Source organism: Salipiger sp. 1_MG-2023 (assembly GCF_030547555.1).
Lineage (GTDB): Bacteria > Pseudomonadota > Alphaproteobacteria > Rhodobacterales > Rhodobacteraceae > Salipiger.
In genome coordinates, this window is sequence record NZ_JAUOQN010000075.1 from 1 (window position 1) to 16,622 (window position 16,622).

Here is a 16,622-nt window from a genome sequence, read left to right on the forward strand (position 1 = left end):
TCGTTCGCTTCATTGTCCGTCCCTTCGTTGGGTCGGACTCTAATTTCAAATGGAGAAAAAATCCCGTGGCAGGTCAGTCGGCCCCGATGACACGCGGTTCAAACCCCATGGTCCGCGCACCCGTCGCAGCCCCCCGGAGGAAGGTATCCTTGCTCACTCCGAACCGCATCCGGCGTCCAAGAGCCTGGGCCGGGCGACCGCCCATGGCGCGACCAAGGTAGGCGACGAGATTCTGAAAGCGCCCGGTCCGGCGGCCATGACGATAAGCGAGGCAATCTGGAACTCTCTCGCTGAAAGTCGTCGTGGGACAATGCGACACAACACAGCGAAACCGCCGCACCGACAAGCGCACCTTTACGGAACGACCATGCGCTGGAAAATCCATGAGGTGCCGGACATAACGTCCATGCCGACGTGAAGATCGCTGTCCGCAACCCGGACAAATTACCTCGGCGTCCATAACCTCTGCGTCAATCGCGAGATTTGCGCCGTCAACGCTGTATCCGGTAGCGCGAAGTCCTTCAGGCAATAGTCTGGTGTCGAAACGTCCTGTCATGGCACTCATCCCCTTCACCATCCATGCCAAATGTAGAGATTAAGGCGCAAAACATCACACAATCTGCGTCAGAGCCAGCTTTCCATGCCTGTTCACAAGCCTTGATGCTCGAACACCATCCGGACCGCACGCGCGGAGACCTCAGGCGAGTAGCGATTTGCCATTTTGTTTTTTTCATAACCATCATCCTTACTTAAGTTGATGGTCTCCGACAAACCCGGGGCGATTAAGGTGGCATGAGCCAACCCATACCGCCCGCCTACAAGACCAAGAACTGGCCCCCCTACAACGAGGCGCTCAAGCGCCGTGCTGAACGGTTTCACCGCGCTCGGCATACCCGTCACGGAAGCCGTGGGATGAGTCCCTCCGGGAAAGGGGGCATCCGGCCTTCAGCTGATTTGTGCAACGGAGCTGTCCCCAAAATTTCCTGCCTGCTTACACCCAGCAGCCTCTCGTTATGATTGAGGGTTCAGCAGGCCGGAGTCAGGTCTGGACGGCGCCGAAAGTCTTCATGCTTTCCTCTTCGATCGCGTCGAGAAGATCGCGTTTCAGCGAAATGAATTCGGGCGAAGTGACAGCATCAGCGTTGCGTGGGCGGGGCAGGTCGACCTTTCGTTCCAGCTTGATCCCGCCAGGGCGCGCGGACATCACCAGCACGCGGTCGCCGAGGAAGATCGCCTCGTCCACATCGTGGGTGATGAAGAGCACCGTACGCTTGTGCTTCTGCCAGACATCGAGAAGCCAGCGCTGCATCATCGTCCGCGTCAGGGCATCCAACGCGCCGAAGGGCTCGTCGAGCAACATTAGGTCGCGCTTGAACAGGAACGTGCGCATCAGCGCCACGCGCTGTCGCATCCCTCCGGAGAGTTCGTGTGGAAACTTGTCGGCAAAGCCGGCGAGGCCGAATTCCGGTAGCATCCTCTGGGCCTGCTTTCGGGCCTGGCTGCGGTTCGCGCCTTCCATCTCGAGCGGCAGGATGGCGTTGTCGATGACGTTTCGCCAGGCCAGAAGAAGATCGCGCTGCGGCATGAAGGAGACCTTGCCGAGCAGATCCTTGGACATCACCGAGCGGTCCTCGAACCGGACGGTCGAACCGGCGTCGGCGTCCTCGAGCCCCGAGAGCAGGCTGAACAGGGTGGACTTGCCGCAGCCCGAGGGGCCGACGAGGGTAACGAATTCACCCGGTGCCACCTTGAGGTTCACGTTGGAAAGCGCCTGAACTTCTCCAAAGGTCTTGGAAAGGTTGCGCAGATCCAGGATCGGCTTGGTTGTTTCGGACATTGTGGGCTCCGGCGTGAGCGTTTCGGGGAGGTGGCTGATCATGCGTAGAGGGCGGCTTGGACCATGGGAACGTAGGCGTCGTTGTCGGTGGGCAGGATGACGCGGATATTGTCGTGGCAACTGGGCCAGCGTGCGGGCCGTGCGCTGATGCCCAGGATGTGGCTCTGCTGGGTGGCCACGCCGGGCGTCGCGGAACCTCTGCAATAGAGCTCCGGCAGTGGTGCTGCGACGGCGTTTCGGGCCTGCTGGACGACATGCACAGTGTCGTTGCAGGCCGTCAACGCTTCAGGCCCGACGCCGGGAGTGGACATGGTCGGCAACCGCGAGACGCAGTCCCTGCCAGAACGGTCGGTATCAATGACGAGGCGCATCAGTAGAACTCGAACCCCATGGTACGGGCATGGTAGTAGAGGCCGCCGTCTTGCACGATCAGGAACTCGGCGCGGGTGTCGCCGTCGTTGTGGTGGCTGTGCTTGGCTGCCGGCGGGGTCAGCAGGGTGGCCCAAGGGCTCCAGTCGCATTTCAGCTCGTCAACCATGGAATAGGCCGGATCGCCGGCGACGGCCAGTGTCAGCGCGGCCGAGTTGTGCTTGTGCGGGGGCTGAAAGCTGTTCGGCTTCAACGTGTTCAGCGACAGGGTCAGCGTGGGCGCAATGTTGCGGCTGTCGACAGTTCGCTCGGCCGAGAAGATCAGCGCGTGACCGGAGGTGCTGTTATTGGCGTCGCGCTGGTAGACCGTGTCGAGCTGGTAGGTGATCTCTTGCGCGGGATAGTGCACGAAGCTGGTCGCGGCCTCGGCGCCGGTGATGGGCTGGGCCTTTTCGAAAGCAAGTTGGGGATCGTTGCCAACAGCCCAGAATACCGCGCTTTCGCTGGCCTCGATGCGGGCCCCGACACCGCCGGGCAACAGGAAGACGTCGCCTTTGCCGAGCGTTGCGGTTTCATCACCGAAAACGATCTGCGCGGCGCCGTCGATCACGTACCAGATCGACGCGGTGCAGTTCAGCGTGACATCCAGCGTTTCGCCTGAGAGCACGGTCGCATAGCGGGCCAGCATCAGTGGGGTGGTGGCGGGAAAGGGGCACTCAAGCTCGTTCGAGAGATCGCAGAGCACCCAGCCTGTCGCATCCTTTGCCATGGCGCGGGCGGGCTCGTCGTGCAGGATCCGTGGCGGCACCGGGGGAAGCTTGAGGTTGAAGGCGTTGCCGGAGTTGAAATAGCGACCGCGGGCCTCTGCCGCGTTTGCCGGTGTGCGCGGCAGCTGCACCGGCATTTCGGCCATGTCATTGTTGATCATCCGAGATCTCCTTGGGTGAAAGAGGCGGCGGCAGCGCGCAGAGTGACGTCAAGCAGCACCTGCGCACCGGCCGCCAGATGTGCCGGCTCGGCCCATTCATCGGGGTGATGGCTGAGCCCGCCGCGACAAGGCACGAAGATCATCGCCGAGGGGGTAAGCGGCGCCAGGTGGCGGGCGTCGTGACCGGCGGCGGAGAGCAGTTCCATCGCGGGAAATGCGCGGGTGGCGGCACTGTCGAGGATCGCCGCGCGCAGGAAGGGCGAAAAGCTGTTGGCGCGGGCATCGATCATGGGGTGGATCCGGACCTTGCAGGGAGCGCTCTCGCGCCGCGCCGCTTGTTCTAGTGCGAGACCCGTATGATCCAGCACCGAGTTGTCGGGGTGGCGCAGGTCGATGCGGAAACGCACTGTGGCGGGCACGACGGAGGGAGCGTTTGGTGCCACCTCCACCCGGCCAATGGTGAAGCGGATGTCGGGGCCGGCCTTGAGCGCGGCCTGCTGCATGGCGAGCGCAACGCGGGCGAAGGCCTGCACAGCATCGGCGCGCCGTTCCATCGGTTCAGTTCCGGCGTGGGCCTCCTTACCGCTCAGCGTGACCTCGTAGGTTTTCTTGCCCTGAATGCCGGTGACAGCGCCAATGACGCTCTCGCTCTGCTCCAGCAGGTCGGCCTGTTCGATATGGGGTTCGACATAGGCGTGCAAGGCAAAGCCGGGGGCATGGCGAGGCAGGTCGGGGAAGGCCTCGGCCAGCCGGGCCAGTTCGGTGGCCACACTGATGCCATCGGCGTCGACGACCGCCCGTATATCGTCGAGGCTGCGCGCGCCGTTGAAGACCTCGGAGCCCATCATGCCGGGGGCGAAACGGCCGCCTTCTTCGTTCATCCAGGCGACCAGCGTGACCGGGCGCGGCGGCGTAATGGAATTTTCATGCAGGGTTTGAAGCACTTCGAGGGCAGCTAGCACGCCGAAGATGCCGTCGAAACGCCCTCCGGTGGGCTGGCTGTCCATGTGCGAGCCGATCAGCACCGGCGCGCTGTCCTGCGCGCCGGGCATGGTCAGGAACAGGTTGCCCGCCGTGTCGAATGACGGGGCAAGGCCGATCTCCTTGCCCCAGCCGATCAGGCGGGCCATCGCGGCGCGGTCCTGCGCGGACAGCGCCTGTCGGTCGACACCGCCGTCGGCGCGCGCGCCGATTTCCGCCATTGACATCAGGCGCGACCAGAGGCGGCTGGCGTTTACGGTGGGAGTGGCGGGAGCGGCTGTCATAGGTCAGTTGGTCCTCATCACTTGATCGGGATCAGCACGTTTGTCGCGCAGGCCCCAGGCACCGGCTTCGGCCATGGCGATGAACTCGGCCAGGTGCTGATTGAAGAGGGCGGGCTCTTCCAGATTCAGGGTGTGGCCGGTCTTGGGCAGGATAAGCAGACCCGAAGCGGGCATCATCTTCTTGAGGTAGATGCCCGGCTGCAGGCAATGATCATCCTCGTCACCAACCATGATCAGGGCCGGCAGCGTGCAGGCTTTCAGCGCGTCTTCGAGATCCCAGAATGATGGGCGGCGCGCCTGAACGCCGCGCATCGTATTGGCGGCGCCGACCTTGTCGTGACGCGCGAGGCGCGCTACGAACTTGAGGTGTTCTCGGGGGTCCTTGTTCTCGAACTGTACGCGGCTGGCGCCACGGCCGTAGATCTCGGCAAAGGCGACCGGGTCTTCCTCGAACTTGTCGGCGACCGTGAGAGAGACGCCACGAAAATAATCGGCCGTCTCCTTTTCGCAGCCATAGCCTGCGCCAGCGATGGTCAGCGACAGGGCGCGGTCAGCGTACTTCAGGCCGAAGTGCAAAGCGGTGAACCCGCCCATGGACAGGCCAACAATATGGGCCTTGTCGATTCCGGCGGCGTCGAGCACCGCGATGGCGTCATCGACCGCGATCGACTGGGAATAACTGTCGATCCCCGCAGGAATGTCGGAAGGAGCATAGCCCCGGGCGGCATAGGTGATGCATCGATGGCGCCGGGCGAACTGGCTCATCTGCGGCTCCCACGCGTCGTAATTTCCACCGAATTCGTGGATGAACAGGATCGGAGAGCCGCTGTCGCCTGCCATTTCATAGTAGAGTTTCGTGCCGTCTGTCGCAGTGGCGAACATGTCCCTCTCCCTCAGAACAAGGCCGGCACGTCGGTCAGGCTTTTGGCCTTTTCGACGTAATCGGCGAGGTTGTCTGCAAACTTCCCGGCCCAGGCTTCCGGCACGGTGGTCGAGACCTTGATGAAACGGTCGCCGAAGGCCTCGGTGTGATAGGCGCCTTGGCGGATCATCACGCCGTCAAGGCGCGCCGCCTCGACGATGGCTTCGGGGGAGACGCCGGTCGAACCGGTTTCGAGGATCAGAAAATTGCCTTGGGAAGGCCAGATCGGGATCGCCATGCCAAGCGCCTCGGCTGCGGCCTTGATCCTGACCTTGTTGGCAAGATCGATGCGGCGAACATCCTTCATCCAGTCATCCTTGACCTTCAGCCCCGCCATGGCGCCGCGCTGCGCGACGACGCTGCCACCCAGCACCGAGGTCGAAACCGCAGCGAGTTCAGCAATCAGGGCAGGGTTGCCGACCAGCCCGCCGATGCGCATTCCGGCAAGACCCAGCCACTTGGAAAAGCTCAGCGAGCAGATGGCGTTCTCGGCATCGATGGCGACGGCGGGCGTGTGGCCCTCGGCGAAGTCACGGTAGGTGCAGTCGTGCACCAGAAGCGCGCCGTTTTCCTTGGCGATGGCGGCGAACGCGCCGAGCTCTTCGGCACTGTAGGTGACGCCGAGCGGATTGTTGGGATCCACCACGTAAAGGATGGCGCAACGGTCGTCGATATACGCGCGCAGCAGGTCCGGCGTGAGCTTGTAGTCGGTTTCAGGCCCGTAGATCGGGGTCTGCACGACCTCGGCGCCCTGCTGCTTGGCGAACAGGCAGGGCCATTTCCACGTGGGGTCCGTGGTCACCAGCGTGGTGCCCGGTTTGGCACGGGCGCGGCAGATCAGCGACAGGGCGTTCACGCCGCCCTCGGTCACCAGCGCCTCAAGCCCTGGAACCCCGAAATCGGCGACGATAGCTGCGCGCAGGTCCTCGAATCCCAAGGGGGGGGCATAGGCGTTGTATTCGCCGGACTTGATCGAGGCGACCATGGCGGCGGTGACCTCCGGGTGGGCGGGGATGTGGTTGGTGTTCTGCCCCATCCAGACCAGGCCCGGCGTCTTGAAGAGCTCGTCGAAGTATCGGTTGCGAACAGAGAGATCAGCCATCAGATCACCGAACCGCGCGCCGCGATGCCGCCGTCGATGGTGACGACGGTACCGGAGATGTAGCCAGCCTTGGGCGAGGCAAGGAAGGCGCAGAGATCGGCCACTTCCTGCGCCGTCGCCGGGCGCTTGCCGGGATACTTCGCGTACAGCTCTTCCCAGCGACTTTCGTCCCCTAGCATGTCGATGGCTTTGCGCTTCATGATCTTGAGCATGCGATCGGTGTCGACCGGGCCGGGGTTTACGCCGACGACGCGGATGCCTTCGTCCAGCGAGCGCCCGCCCAGTGCCTTGGTAAATGACATCAGCGAGGCGTTGCCGGTCGAGCCCGCGAAATAGGATGCATCCCAGTTCTCGCCGGAGTTGCCGATGACGTTGATGATGACGCTATCGGCCTTGCCCTTGCGCTTCTGCCAGAACAGGCGGGACAAGGTGATGTAGCCGAAAACCTTGAGGTCGAAGCCCTTGCGCAGCTCCTCATCGGTAACGTCCTCGATGGAGCCGGCAGGAATGTCGCCGGCGTTGTTGATCAGGATGTCGTAATCACCGACGGCGGTGTCGAGGGCGGTCATGGATTCGGTCGTGCCCAGGTCGGCAGGGTGCAGCGTGACGATCACATCGTACTCTGCTTCGATTCTGGCCTTCAGGGCATTCAGCGCGTCACCGTTGCGAGCAGCAAGATGCAGGTTGCAGCCCTCGGCGGCCAAGGTCAGTGCACAGGCATAGCCGATCCCCTTGGATGCGCCGGTGATCAGCGCCGTCTTGCCGGTCAGGTTCAGTTCCATCGAAAACTCCAGTGTGAATGCATGTTTCTTAATTCTGCATACATGAATGTCATTTGCTGTCCATGCTTCAGTGCGGATCAAACGGCAAAGCGCAGCCTCATTCCATGAAATTTGCCCGATAGTTCAGCATTTTCGCGCACTCACATCGGGATAGATCAGGAAATGTGTTTTCTCGGGGGCGGAAGCAAAGATTTTCCGCACTTTGGAAATCGTGTTCCATAAATGAGGTTGAGTATGCATAGATGCTGTTTACGGATGCGGGTATCTGGGGTTTAGGGTTGGGCCACGCAACTTCGCAGAAATATCTCTCCGGTAGGATGATCATGGCTCAGGCCAGACTGAAACGCTTCGGCAAGACCTTCCAAGGCGCGGGCACCAACACGATTTCTGCGCTCGGCCCGCAGGTCGAGGATGGCGAGCGCCTCGTGATGCTCGGGCCTTCCGGATGCGGCGCGTTCATGACCATGCGCATGATTGTCGGGCAGAAGGATCCGAGCCAGAGTGTGATGTGCATCGCGGAGCGGCGCGACCGTCTTTTCTCCTCGGTAATCCAAATTACGCGCGTTACCGCGCCGGACCGTTGCGCAGAATGGCGGCTTCGGGCCTTGGCTGACGCCGCCGCCGCGGACGCCGGGTCTGGTGGCCGTCCTGCTTTTCTGGAACGGCCTTCTAGGGTCGGCTCTCATCGTACAGTGACTCGTTATCAACGCGATCCGGATCGCCATCGCACCGCGGGAATCCCTTGGGCAAAGGGGCAAGACGTCTGCCGAGGTGACGGTCGCGCCGTCTCCGCCAATCCCGCCCCTGCTGCTGAAGAAAATTCCCTCAATGGATGGCGATGAACGGCATCGAGAGCTGATCGTCGACATGAATAACCAAGAAAGGAACGTCGTCATGACGGACTACGCCAAACCCGAACACTACTCTGACACCGAGTGGGAGGCCCGCGTCTCGCTTGCTGCGGCCTATCGCATGGTGGCCAGGCTTGGCCTCGACGACCTTATCTATAACCATATCTCGCTCCGCGTGCCGGGCACGACGGACCAGTTTCTGATCAACCCCTACGGACTGATGTTCAACGAGATCACGGCGTCTTCGCTGGTGAAAATCAACACTGTCGGCGACGTGATCGAAGAAACCGCGCACACGGTGAACAAGGCCGCCTTCGTCATCCACGCCGCAGTGCACAAGAGCCGTGCTGACGCCCATTGCGTGCTGCATACTCATTCTGACGCGTCGACTGCCGTGTCCGGGCAGCCGGACGGTTTGCTGCCCCTGTCGCAATTCGCGATGCGTTTCTACAACCGGCAGGGCTTTCACGCCTATGAAGGCGTGGCGATCGACGAGGCCGAACAGCAGCGCATCGTCGCCCACCTCGCCGACCACCCGGTCATGCTGATGCGCAATCACGGGATTCTGACCTGCGGGCGCACCCCGGGTGAAGCCTTCATGCTGCTCTACTATTTCGAACGCGCGGCGAAGATCCAGCTGCAGATGCAGGCCGCCTGTGCCTCTGGTATCGAGTTGGTGCTTCCCTCCCCCGAGGTCTGCGAAAAGGCGGCACGCCAGTTCTGGGAACTGAAGGGCGATATCCTCATTCCGGGCGAGCGGGAATGGCCAGGTCTGATGCGCGATCTCGACCGCGTGGATGCGGGTTACCGGGTATGAGCCGGGAAATCCGTCTGGGCCTGTTCCTGCTGGGAACGGGCAGCCACATTTCGGGCTGGCGTATGCCCGGAGCGGTGGATGGCTTCGAGGATATCGCGCAGATCACCGCGATCTGTCAGGAAGCCGAGCGCGGGCTGTTCGACCTGATCTTCATGGGCGACAATCTGAACGCCGACCCCAAGGCGCATCCGTCCTACTGTTCGCGGCTGGAGCCGCTGACCATGCTGTCTGCCATCGCGATGCAGACAACGCATGTGGGGCTGGGCGCGACCTCTTCGACCACATACGGCGATCCCTGGACGCTGGCGCGGGCGTTCTCCTCGCTTGACCATATCTCTGGTGGCCGGGCGGCGTGGAATTCCGTCACCACCTCCGCGCCACAGGCGGCGGCGAATTTCGGCACGTCGCATCCCGATCATGCGCGGCGCTATGAGCGGTCTGCCGAATTTATCGAGGTGGTGAAGGCGCTCTGGACGGCTTGGGAGCCGGGGGCGACCCCGAAGGATACAAAGACGGGGCAGTATTTCGACCCGGGCCGGATCCATCCGGTGAATCACGACGGTGCGTTCTTCAAGGTGAAGGGGCCAATCAATATCTCGCGCTCGCCGCAGGGGCGCCCGCTGATCCTTCAGGCCGGCGGGTCCGAAGCCGGTCAGGAGTTGGCGGCGAAACATGCCGATGTCGTCTTTACCGTGACGCAGGACCGCGACGGGGCCGCGGCTTTTTACGCGGGCCTCAAGGCGCGTCTGCCGAAGAATGGGCGCAGCGCTGACAAGCTTGTCGTGATGCCGGGCGTGATGCCTGTGGTCGGACGGACAGAGCAAGAGGCGCGCGCCAAGCTGACCCGCCTGATGAGCTTTGTCGACGATGGGACCGCCCTCGGGATGCTGTCCGAGCGTTTCAACACCGACATGTCCAGCTATCCGCTGGATGGGCCGGTGCCAGACCTTGGCGAAAACGACGCCTACCATGCTTTCGCTCAAGCGATGCTGTCCAAAGCCCGGCGCGAGGACATGTCGCTGCGCGACCTTTACGCTCTGGTCGCGGCGGCGCGTGGCCACTGGGTTTTGTGCGGTTCCGCCGAGCAGATCGCTGATACCCTACAGGAATGGTTCGAATGCGGGGCGGCCGACGGGTTCAACATTATGCCGGGCTGGTTCATGGATGGGCTGAGCGACTTCGTCGACCTTGTCGTGCCAATCCTGCAAGAGCGCGGCCTGTACAAGACCGCCTACGTCGAGGGTACGTTGCGCGACAAGCTGGGGCTGCCGGCGTGAACGGTTGGGCCGACTTGGTCTCGATCGATGCCGAGGTGGGTACGTTCCGGTTGATCGACGCAGGCGGGGCAGGGCCAGTTCTGGTGCTGGTCCACGGCTGGGGCGGACAGGCGGCGCAGTGGAACGCCGTCGTTCCCGGGCTGGCCGCGCGCTTTCGCGTTCTGCTGGCAGAGATGCCGGGAGGGGCCGGTGCCCCCTTACGCGGGCCTGTCTCGATGGCCGCCATGGGGCAAGGGGTGGCGGCAGCCTTGACCGCTGCAGATCTGTCGCCAGCGATCCTGCTGGGGCATTCGATGGGCGGGCCGGTGGTCATCGAGGCCGGGCTGGCCGCGCCCGATCGAGTGGCCGGGATGATCGGCCTGGATACGCTTGCCGACGGGTTCTACTATGGCGGCTCGGATGCTGTGCAAATCGCAGCCCGGCGCAAGACCTTCGGGGCCGATCTGGAGGGCGAGGCGCGACGCATGATTGACGCGATTACGGCCCCGGATACAGGGCAGGGACTGCGCGCGCAGATAGCCAGGAATATCCTGGCAGCGCGCCCCGAGGATCTGTTGGAGATGCGGGATGCAATGTTCGCTTGGCGGATTGCAGACCGACTGGTGCATGTAAAGGTGCCGTTAAGGCTGATCAATTCCGTAGGGCTCGATGCTGCCCATCGCCGTGCGCCACTGGAGTGCCTGTCGGAGGTGCCGCAGGCGATTTATGGATCCGGGCATTTCCCCCAGCTCGAAATGCCAGAGCAGCTGGTGCCCCAGCTGCTCGTCGAACTTGACCAGCTTTAAAAACTTTGAAATGAACGCGGCTCGTCATACGCTGCATGTTCAAACGCCTGATCCTGTATATGTTCCCTTGGAACACTACGGCAAGTTATTGGAAACTACTGCATGACCGAAACCGTCGAATCCTATTTCGAGAAGACAGGCCGTCGACAACCGACACGTGCAGAAGAGTTGCGCAGGGATCTGGAAGGGATGATCGTCGAAGGTCAGCTCAAGCCCGGTGATCGCCTGGACGAAACCGAGATTGCCAACCGTTTCAAGGTTTCCCGTACCCCGGTCCGCGAGGCGATCAAGGCGCTGGTTGCGACAGGGCTTGCCGAGGTGCGCGGACGACAGGGCACGATGGTCTCGACCCTTTCGGTGCCGGTGCTGATCGAAATGTTCGACCTGATGGCAGCCTTGGAAGGGTTGTGTGCCCGGCTGGCGGCGCGCCGCATCACTCACCAAGAGAAAACCCAGATGCTGGCGATTCAGCAGCAGCTGATCGCCGCTTTCGAGGAGGGGGATCCCGAAGCCTTCTACAAGATAAACGAAGATTTTCACGACCTTCTCTATAAGGCAGCCCATACGCATTTCCTGGCGGACCAGACCATTGCGCTGCGGCTTCGCCTGTCACCGTATCGCCGGCAGGTGACCTTTCAGCCGGGCAAGATGCGCGCGACTTTGTCCGAGCATCAGGAAATCATCGACGCGATCGACGCCGGAGATTCCGATCGTGCCATGGTTGCCGCCAGCGAGCATGTGCGCCTGCTGGGCGACCATCTCTCCGATTTCATCGCGACGATTCCGCCTCATCTTCTGGGCTGATGCACCGGCGGCCCTTGGGGCCGCAGGTATCGCGCACGCACCTTCTGATTGCGGGCGGCATGCTGATGGCGGTGCGCGGCTTTGCGCTTCACGGCCACCGCTTAGTCCGCGCATCGGACCTTTGTACTCTACAACTCAATATCTGTATATTTGATGCGAGCCGAATGGCCAGATGGAGGCTGATCCGGTCAAAATATCGGCATTCTATACGAATACTGCAGCAAAATCCCGGGTTTGATTCCCAGGTGTTCACGACTTGCTACTCTTGGGCATCCTGAAGCAAAATGGTTGCATACGTGAACGACATGATGAAGACATTCTCTGCCCCTCTCCTAGCCGCCGCTGCCGTCATCTGCGCCACCTCCGCGCAGGCCGACGAAGAGGTGACCTTACGCCTCAAATGGCTGACGCAAGCGCAGTTCGCTGGCCCCTATGTCGCCGAAGCCATGGGCTTTTATGACGAAGAGGGCCTGGATGTGACGATTCAGCCCGGCGGTCCGAACATCAACGTGGAAACCATGGTGGCCTCCGGCGCGAACACCTTCGGCATCGCTTCGGGGACCGAGGGCGTGCTGGCCTCGCGCGCGAAGGGTCTTCCGATCAAGGCGATCGGCATCGACCAGCAGGTCACGCCCTATGTCTACGTGACCAAGCCCGACTCCGGCATCAAGACTGCTGCCGATTTCAAGGGCAAGAAGGTCGCGACCTGGTTCACCGGCCCGCAATACGTGCTGTATTCAGTGCTGGCCGCCAACGGGATAGAGCAGAGCGACGTCAACATTATCTCGCAGTCGGTGACGCTGCAGCCCTTCATCGATGGTGAGTTCGACGTGGCGACTGCTACGCTTTACAACGAATACAATACGCTGCTGGCAAAGGGCCTGACCGATCTGGTTGTCATCTCGCCCGAAGACAGCGGCATGGTGTCCCAGCAGGACGCCATCATCACTTCCGACAAGATGATCGCAGAGAAACCCGAGGTCGTGCAGGGCTTTCTGGACGCGACGCTGCGCGGTTGGAAATATGCCTTCGAACACCCCGAGGAAGCCATCGACATGGTGATGGATGCGGGCACCGGCCTTGACCGCGATCACCAGACCAAGATGCTTGAAAAGGTGCAGGAACTGATGACCGGCACCACCGGCACTAGCGAGGGCCTCGGCTATCTGAACATGGATGCCATCAGCACCATCGAGAAGAATTTGGTCAAGTACAAGGCCATCGACGAATCCGTCGACATCACCACCGCCTTCGACTCGTCTTTCTGGGAAAACGTCCCTGCCGAATACAAGACCGTGGCCAAGTAACGCCCCGTCACCTGCAACGAGGTTCAGGGCACCCTCAGGTGCCCTGAACTGTTTTGTACAGACGCGTCATGCACAAGCTGCTCAATGGCTTCGGGAATTATGACGAGATGCTCGTTCACTTTGAAACCAGCGCTGCGGCGATGACCTTGGGCGGCCTCAGCCGCTGGTCCGCAGACCGCTGGCGGGGCCACCCGGTGCAGACGGCACGTGGGCGCTGTCTTAGATGTCCGCAACGCCGTGCCAAAGCGTAACATCCTGAAAAGCAGCTCCTATACTACAGAGCAAAGCCTCAGACATCGGCGCGCCGCAGATCTGCAGCCCGATGGGAATCCCGGCACTCGAGCGTCCGCAGGGGACTGTCAGCGTGGGAAAGCCGCTGGTACTGAAGGGCACGGTATAGCGCCCGATCACCTGAGTAGACGCTTCGTCGGAGGCGAAGCTGCCCATGAAGGCGTTCGAAGGACCACCGACGGGCAAGGCGGGCAACAGAACCGCATCGACGCCCGAGAAGGCCGCTGCCATTTGCTCGCGATGCCGTCGAACCTGCACCTTGGCGTCGGCGATCTGCGCCGAGGTCCGGTTTTGTCCGCGCAGGATCAGATCGGTCAGGGCTTTACCGTAGATGTCTGCATGCGCGAGGTAACTGTCGCGGTGCAGCGCGGCGGCCTCGGCGGAAGAAATCACGCTCCATGCGCCGATGACCGGCTCCGGATCGGGCAGGGAGATTTCGACAATCTGCGCGCCAAGGCGACGGAAGACCTGCACCGCCTCCGCCACGGCGTCCTGAACCGCCAGATCGGAGATCGCGATTTCCCGGGTGGGCAAACCAAGACGAAGGCCGTGCAGATCCTGTGGTCCGCCCACGCGGCAGGGCGCGATCGGGGCGGACAGGCTGGTCGGATCCCTCGAGTCATGCCCGGCTACGGCATCCATGAGCAAGGCCACGTCGCGCGCCGTGCGCGCCATCGGCCCTACAGTATCGAAGGCAGGCGACAGGGGATGCACCCCGAAAGTGCTGATCCTGCCCCATGTTGGCTTCAACCCTGTCACACCGCAGCACCCAGAGGGAAGGCGGATGGATCCGCCGGTGTCGGTACCGATGCTGCCAAAGGTCAACCCCGCAGTCAGGGCGACGCCGGAACCGCTGGAGGAGGTGCCGGTCCAGTGGTCCGGCCCGTATGGGTTCAGGGGGGGCGGAACGCTGGCGTGATGCTCGACCCAGACGCCTTCGCTCAGCGTCAGCTTGCCAAGCCGGACGGCTCCGGCGGCGCAGAGCCGGGTCATGACTGTCGACGAGCCGCCGGGATGGGCGGAATGAAGTGCCGGATTTCCGAAGGTGGCGGGCGCATCGGGGTCGTCGATGGCGTCCTTCACAGCGATGGGAATCCCTTGCAGAGGGCCCGTCAGCCGGCCTTCGTTGCGATCCGCATCGGCCCGGTCCGCGTCGGCCAATGCCAAGTCTGGCGTCAGCCGAGTATAGGCATGCAGCGCCGGGTCGAGCGACGCGATACGCTCCAAGACGGCTTCGGTAAGGTGGCGGGAGGTGACAGTGCCCGCGTCCAGTGCAAGCGCGGCATCCGTGATGGTCAGCGACCAGAGATTCGAATTTTCCATAGCCTCTGAGTTACACGAAATTTCTTTTTCTGCATGCATTAAGTTAGTTTGAAGATTCATTATGATCAATTTTGTGCATATCGGCTTCGACCAACGTGAAAACTTGGGCACAAGAAAACAGGGCCATTGATCCGGTGCTCTTTTGAGTGCGATCGGTCCGGCCTTCTCCTACCAAGCAGGGAACCGGTCGGACATCGTTGTGCTGGCCTTACCGGCAAGGAAGCAGAAACAATGAAGAAAATACCATGACGGAAAAACATCTCTCACCTCTCACACGCCTCCTCAGAAGCTCACCGGCTGTCGGTGCGATGGTGCTGATCTTGTGGCTGGTCACCGTGCCGTTGTTCGGAATATCCGCCCAGACGCTGCCGGCGCTGCCGGATGTGCTGCTGAGCGGGTTCAATATCTGGGGCGACCTGCTCGACAGCACGATCTACACTCTGACGGAAACCGTCTTCGGCTTTATCGCCGGAGCGGTAATCGGCATCAGCAGCGGCTTGCTGTTCTGGTGGTCGAAAAAGGCCGAGCAGATGCTGCTGCCGATCTTCGTCGCGCTGCAGACCGTACCGATCATCGCCTTCGGGGCGATCGTGGTCATCTGGTTCGGCAACGGCATGGTTTCAAAGGTGGTGATTGCTCTCTACCTCACCTTCTTTCCCGTGGCAGTGAATACGGCACGTGGCCTTGACCGCACCGACCCCGAGTTGCTCAAGTTGCTTCGCAGTTTTGGGGCCAGCAAGTTCAGGATCTTTCGCACCGTGTCCCTTCCCACGGCTCTGTCCTCGATCATGACGGGCCTGAAGATCGGCATTCAGCTCAGCCTCGTGGGCGCGCTGGTGGGGGAATGGTTCGGCGATACGCGGGGCCTTGGCACGCTGCTGCTGCAAAGTCTGTACTTCGAGGACACCGAGCGCGTCTGGCTTCTCATCCTGCTTCTCGGGCTCATCGGTCAGATCCTGTTCGTCCTGCTGAGCCGGATCGAAAAACGCTATATCTGGTGGAAATGACATGACTTATCTCAACAGGGCGCTCCTGCCGGCCGTCTCGATCTTCCTGCTGTTCCTGATCTGGCAGATGATGGTCATGATCCTGGACCTGCCCGCCTATATCCTGCCTTCACCCATCGAGATTTCTGGGGGCATCTGGGACAAGTCGGGCATGCTTGGCAGCAATGTCACCGTTACGCTGAAGAACACGCTGATCGGGTTTCTGATCGGCAGCCTGATCGGCATGGCGCTCGCGCTGGTCATGGTACTGTCGGACTGGGCTCATGACCTGATCATGCCGGTTGCGGTCGCCGTGTCATCTGTGCCGACCGCCGCATTTGTTCCGCTGATGCTGATCTGGTTCGGCTTGGGCGATGAATCCAAGGTGGCCATGGCCGCGCTCGCCGTCAGCTTCGTTGTGCTTCTGAACGCTGTGAGCGGGCTGAAATCCTGCCCTCAGGGTCAGATCAACCTGCTGCGCAGTTTCGGGGCAAGTCGCCTGCATGTCCTGCTGAAACTGCAATTTCCCGCCTCGCTGCCGTCCATCATGACAGGGATGCGGGTGGGGCTGTCGCGTGCGACGATCACCGTCATCGTGACCGAGATGCTCGGCGCCTATTCGGGCATCGGGCAGACCATTTACCAGGCGACGGCGATCGTCGATTATGTGACGGTGTGGGCTGCCGTCATCGTGGCCTCGGCAGGAAGCCTGATCCTGTATGGCATCCTTGCCGGGCTGGACGCGAAATTCATCTGGTGGCGCTGATGGTTGCGCGCGGCTCTGATGATGTAAGCGCCCCCCGACAGCATCTGTGTGCCAAGGTGGGTCTGCGAGGATCCACAAAAGGAGAGCGGTCATGTCGGAGATTATCACGGTCGGACTCGGTCTGGCAAAGAAAGTGCTCCAAGTGCATGGAGCCGATGGCGCTGGTCACGCGGTACTGCGCAAGAAGCTGCGGCGAGCGCAGGTGTTGGA

17 protein-coding genes and 1 pseudogene are annotated in these 16,622 nt (G+C 61.8%); 9 read left to right on the top strand and 9 right to left on the bottom strand.

The window, feature by feature from the left end:
* Positions 1 to 73: 73 nt before the first annotated feature.
* From Q4543_RS24665 to Q4543_RS21725, 8 genes are all read right to left on the bottom strand, one after another.
* Entirely contained in the window at positions 74 to 577 is a 504-nt protein-coding gene (locus tag Q4543_RS24665) for a transposase family protein (RefSeq protein ID WP_368502179.1), read from the bottom strand.
* 462 nt (positions 578 to 1,039) lie between these two features.
* A complete protein-coding gene (locus Q4543_RS21695; RefSeq protein ID WP_303441806.1) occupies positions 1,040 to 1,837 on the bottom strand; it encodes an ABC transporter ATP-binding protein in 798 nt (265 codons plus the stop codon).
* 38 nt (positions 1,838 to 1,875) lie between these two features.
* A complete protein-coding gene (locus Q4543_RS21700) occupies positions 1,876 to 2,208 on the bottom strand; it encodes a hypothetical protein (RefSeq protein ID WP_303441808.1) in 333 nt (110 codons plus the stop codon).
* Positions 2,208 to 3,134 carry a hypothetical protein gene (locus Q4543_RS21705; RefSeq protein WP_303441810.1) on the bottom strand — a complete coding sequence of 309 codons (927 nt, stop codon included), beginning with the start codon at positions 3,132 to 3,134 and terminating at the stop codon, positions 2,208 to 2,210. Before Q4543_RS21705 ends, Q4543_RS21700 begins: the two co-directional genes overlap by 1 nt.
* Positions 3,131 to 4,399: a M20 family metallo-hydrolase gene (locus Q4543_RS21710; RefSeq protein WP_303441812.1), complete on the bottom strand. Its 1,269-nt coding sequence runs from the start codon at positions 4,397 to 4,399 to the stop codon at positions 3,131 to 3,133. The genes Q4543_RS21705 and Q4543_RS21710 overlap by 4 nt, the downstream gene beginning before the upstream one ends.
* Positions 4,400 to 4,402: 3 nt before the next feature.
* Positions 4,403 to 5,281 carry an alpha/beta fold hydrolase gene (locus Q4543_RS21715; protein ID WP_303441815.1) on the bottom strand — a complete coding sequence of 293 codons (879 nt, stop codon included), beginning with the start codon at positions 5,279 to 5,281 and terminating at the stop codon, positions 4,403 to 4,405.
* A gap of 11 nt (positions 5,282 to 5,292) precedes the next feature.
* Complete coding sequence (locus Q4543_RS21720; RefSeq protein WP_303441816.1) at positions 5,293 to 6,423, bottom strand: pyridoxal phosphate-dependent aminotransferase; 1,131 nt, start codon at positions 6,421 to 6,423, stop codon at positions 5,293 to 5,295.
* Complete coding sequence (locus Q4543_RS21725; RefSeq protein ID WP_303441818.1) at positions 6,423 to 7,205, bottom strand: SDR family oxidoreductase; 783 nt, start codon at positions 7,203 to 7,205, stop codon at positions 6,423 to 6,425. The genes Q4543_RS21720 and Q4543_RS21725 overlap by 1 nt, the downstream gene beginning before the upstream one ends.
* Positions 7,206 to 7,447: 242 nt before the next feature.
* On the opposite strand from Q4543_RS21725, the gene Q4543_RS21730 reads away from it, so the two are divergent.
* From Q4543_RS21730 to Q4543_RS21755, 6 genes are all read left to right on the top strand, one after another.
* Positions 7,448 to 8,047: a hypothetical protein gene (locus Q4543_RS21730; RefSeq protein WP_303441820.1), complete on the top strand. Its 600-nt coding sequence runs from the start codon at positions 7,448 to 7,450 to the stop codon at positions 8,045 to 8,047.
* Complete coding sequence (locus Q4543_RS21735; protein WP_303441822.1) at positions 8,034 to 8,873, top strand: class II aldolase/adducin family protein; 840 nt, start codon at positions 8,034 to 8,036, stop codon at positions 8,871 to 8,873. The genes Q4543_RS21730 and Q4543_RS21735 overlap by 14 nt, the downstream gene beginning before the upstream one ends.
* On the top strand, positions 8,870 to 10,150 hold the full coding sequence (locus Q4543_RS21740; RefSeq protein ID WP_303441824.1) for an LLM class flavin-dependent oxidoreductase: 1,281 nt from the start codon (positions 8,870 to 8,872) through the stop codon (positions 10,148 to 10,150). The genes Q4543_RS21735 and Q4543_RS21740 overlap by 4 nt, the downstream gene beginning before the upstream one ends.
* Positions 10,147 to 10,935: an alpha/beta fold hydrolase gene (locus Q4543_RS21745; RefSeq protein ID WP_303441826.1), complete on the top strand. Its 789-nt coding sequence runs from the start codon at positions 10,147 to 10,149 to the stop codon at positions 10,933 to 10,935. Before Q4543_RS21740 ends, Q4543_RS21745 begins: the two co-directional genes overlap by 4 nt.
* 102 nt (positions 10,936 to 11,037) lie before the next feature.
* Positions 11,038 to 11,739 carry a GntR family transcriptional regulator gene (locus Q4543_RS21750; RefSeq protein WP_216002775.1) on the top strand — a complete coding sequence of 234 codons (702 nt, stop codon included), beginning with the start codon at positions 11,038 to 11,040 and terminating at the stop codon, positions 11,737 to 11,739.
* 305 nt (positions 11,740 to 12,044) lie between these two features.
* Positions 12,045 to 13,046: an ABC transporter substrate-binding protein gene (locus Q4543_RS21755; protein WP_303441828.1), complete on the top strand. Its 1,002-nt coding sequence runs from the start codon at positions 12,045 to 12,047 to the stop codon at positions 13,044 to 13,046.
* Between the two features lie 219 nt (positions 13,047 to 13,265).
* On the opposite strand, the gene Q4543_RS21760 is transcribed toward Q4543_RS21755, so the two are convergent.
* The gene (locus Q4543_RS21760) at positions 13,266 to 14,720 is read right to left on the bottom strand and encodes an amidase (RefSeq protein ID WP_303441829.1); all 1,455 of its coding nucleotides are present in this window, start codon (positions 14,718 to 14,720) and stop codon (positions 13,266 to 13,268) included.
* 185 nt (positions 14,721 to 14,905) lie between these two features.
* On the opposite strand from Q4543_RS21760, the gene Q4543_RS21765 reads away from it, so the two are divergent.
* From Q4543_RS21765 to Q4543_RS21775, 3 genes and pseudogenes are all read left to right on the top strand, one after another.
* Positions 14,906 to 15,667: an ABC transporter permease gene (locus tag Q4543_RS21765; protein WP_303441831.1), complete on the top strand. Its 762-nt coding sequence runs from the start codon at positions 14,906 to 14,908 to the stop codon at positions 15,665 to 15,667.
* 1 nt (position 15,668) lies between these two features.
* Positions 15,669 to 16,412 carry an ABC transporter permease gene (locus Q4543_RS21770; RefSeq protein ID WP_303441833.1) on the top strand — a complete coding sequence of 248 codons (744 nt, stop codon included), beginning with the start codon at positions 15,669 to 15,671 and terminating at the stop codon, positions 16,410 to 16,412.
* A 91-nt stretch (positions 16,413 to 16,503) separates the two neighbouring features.
* Positions 16,504 to 16,622 (top strand): annotated as a pseudogene (locus Q4543_RS21775) (IS110 family transposase); the annotation flags it as partial.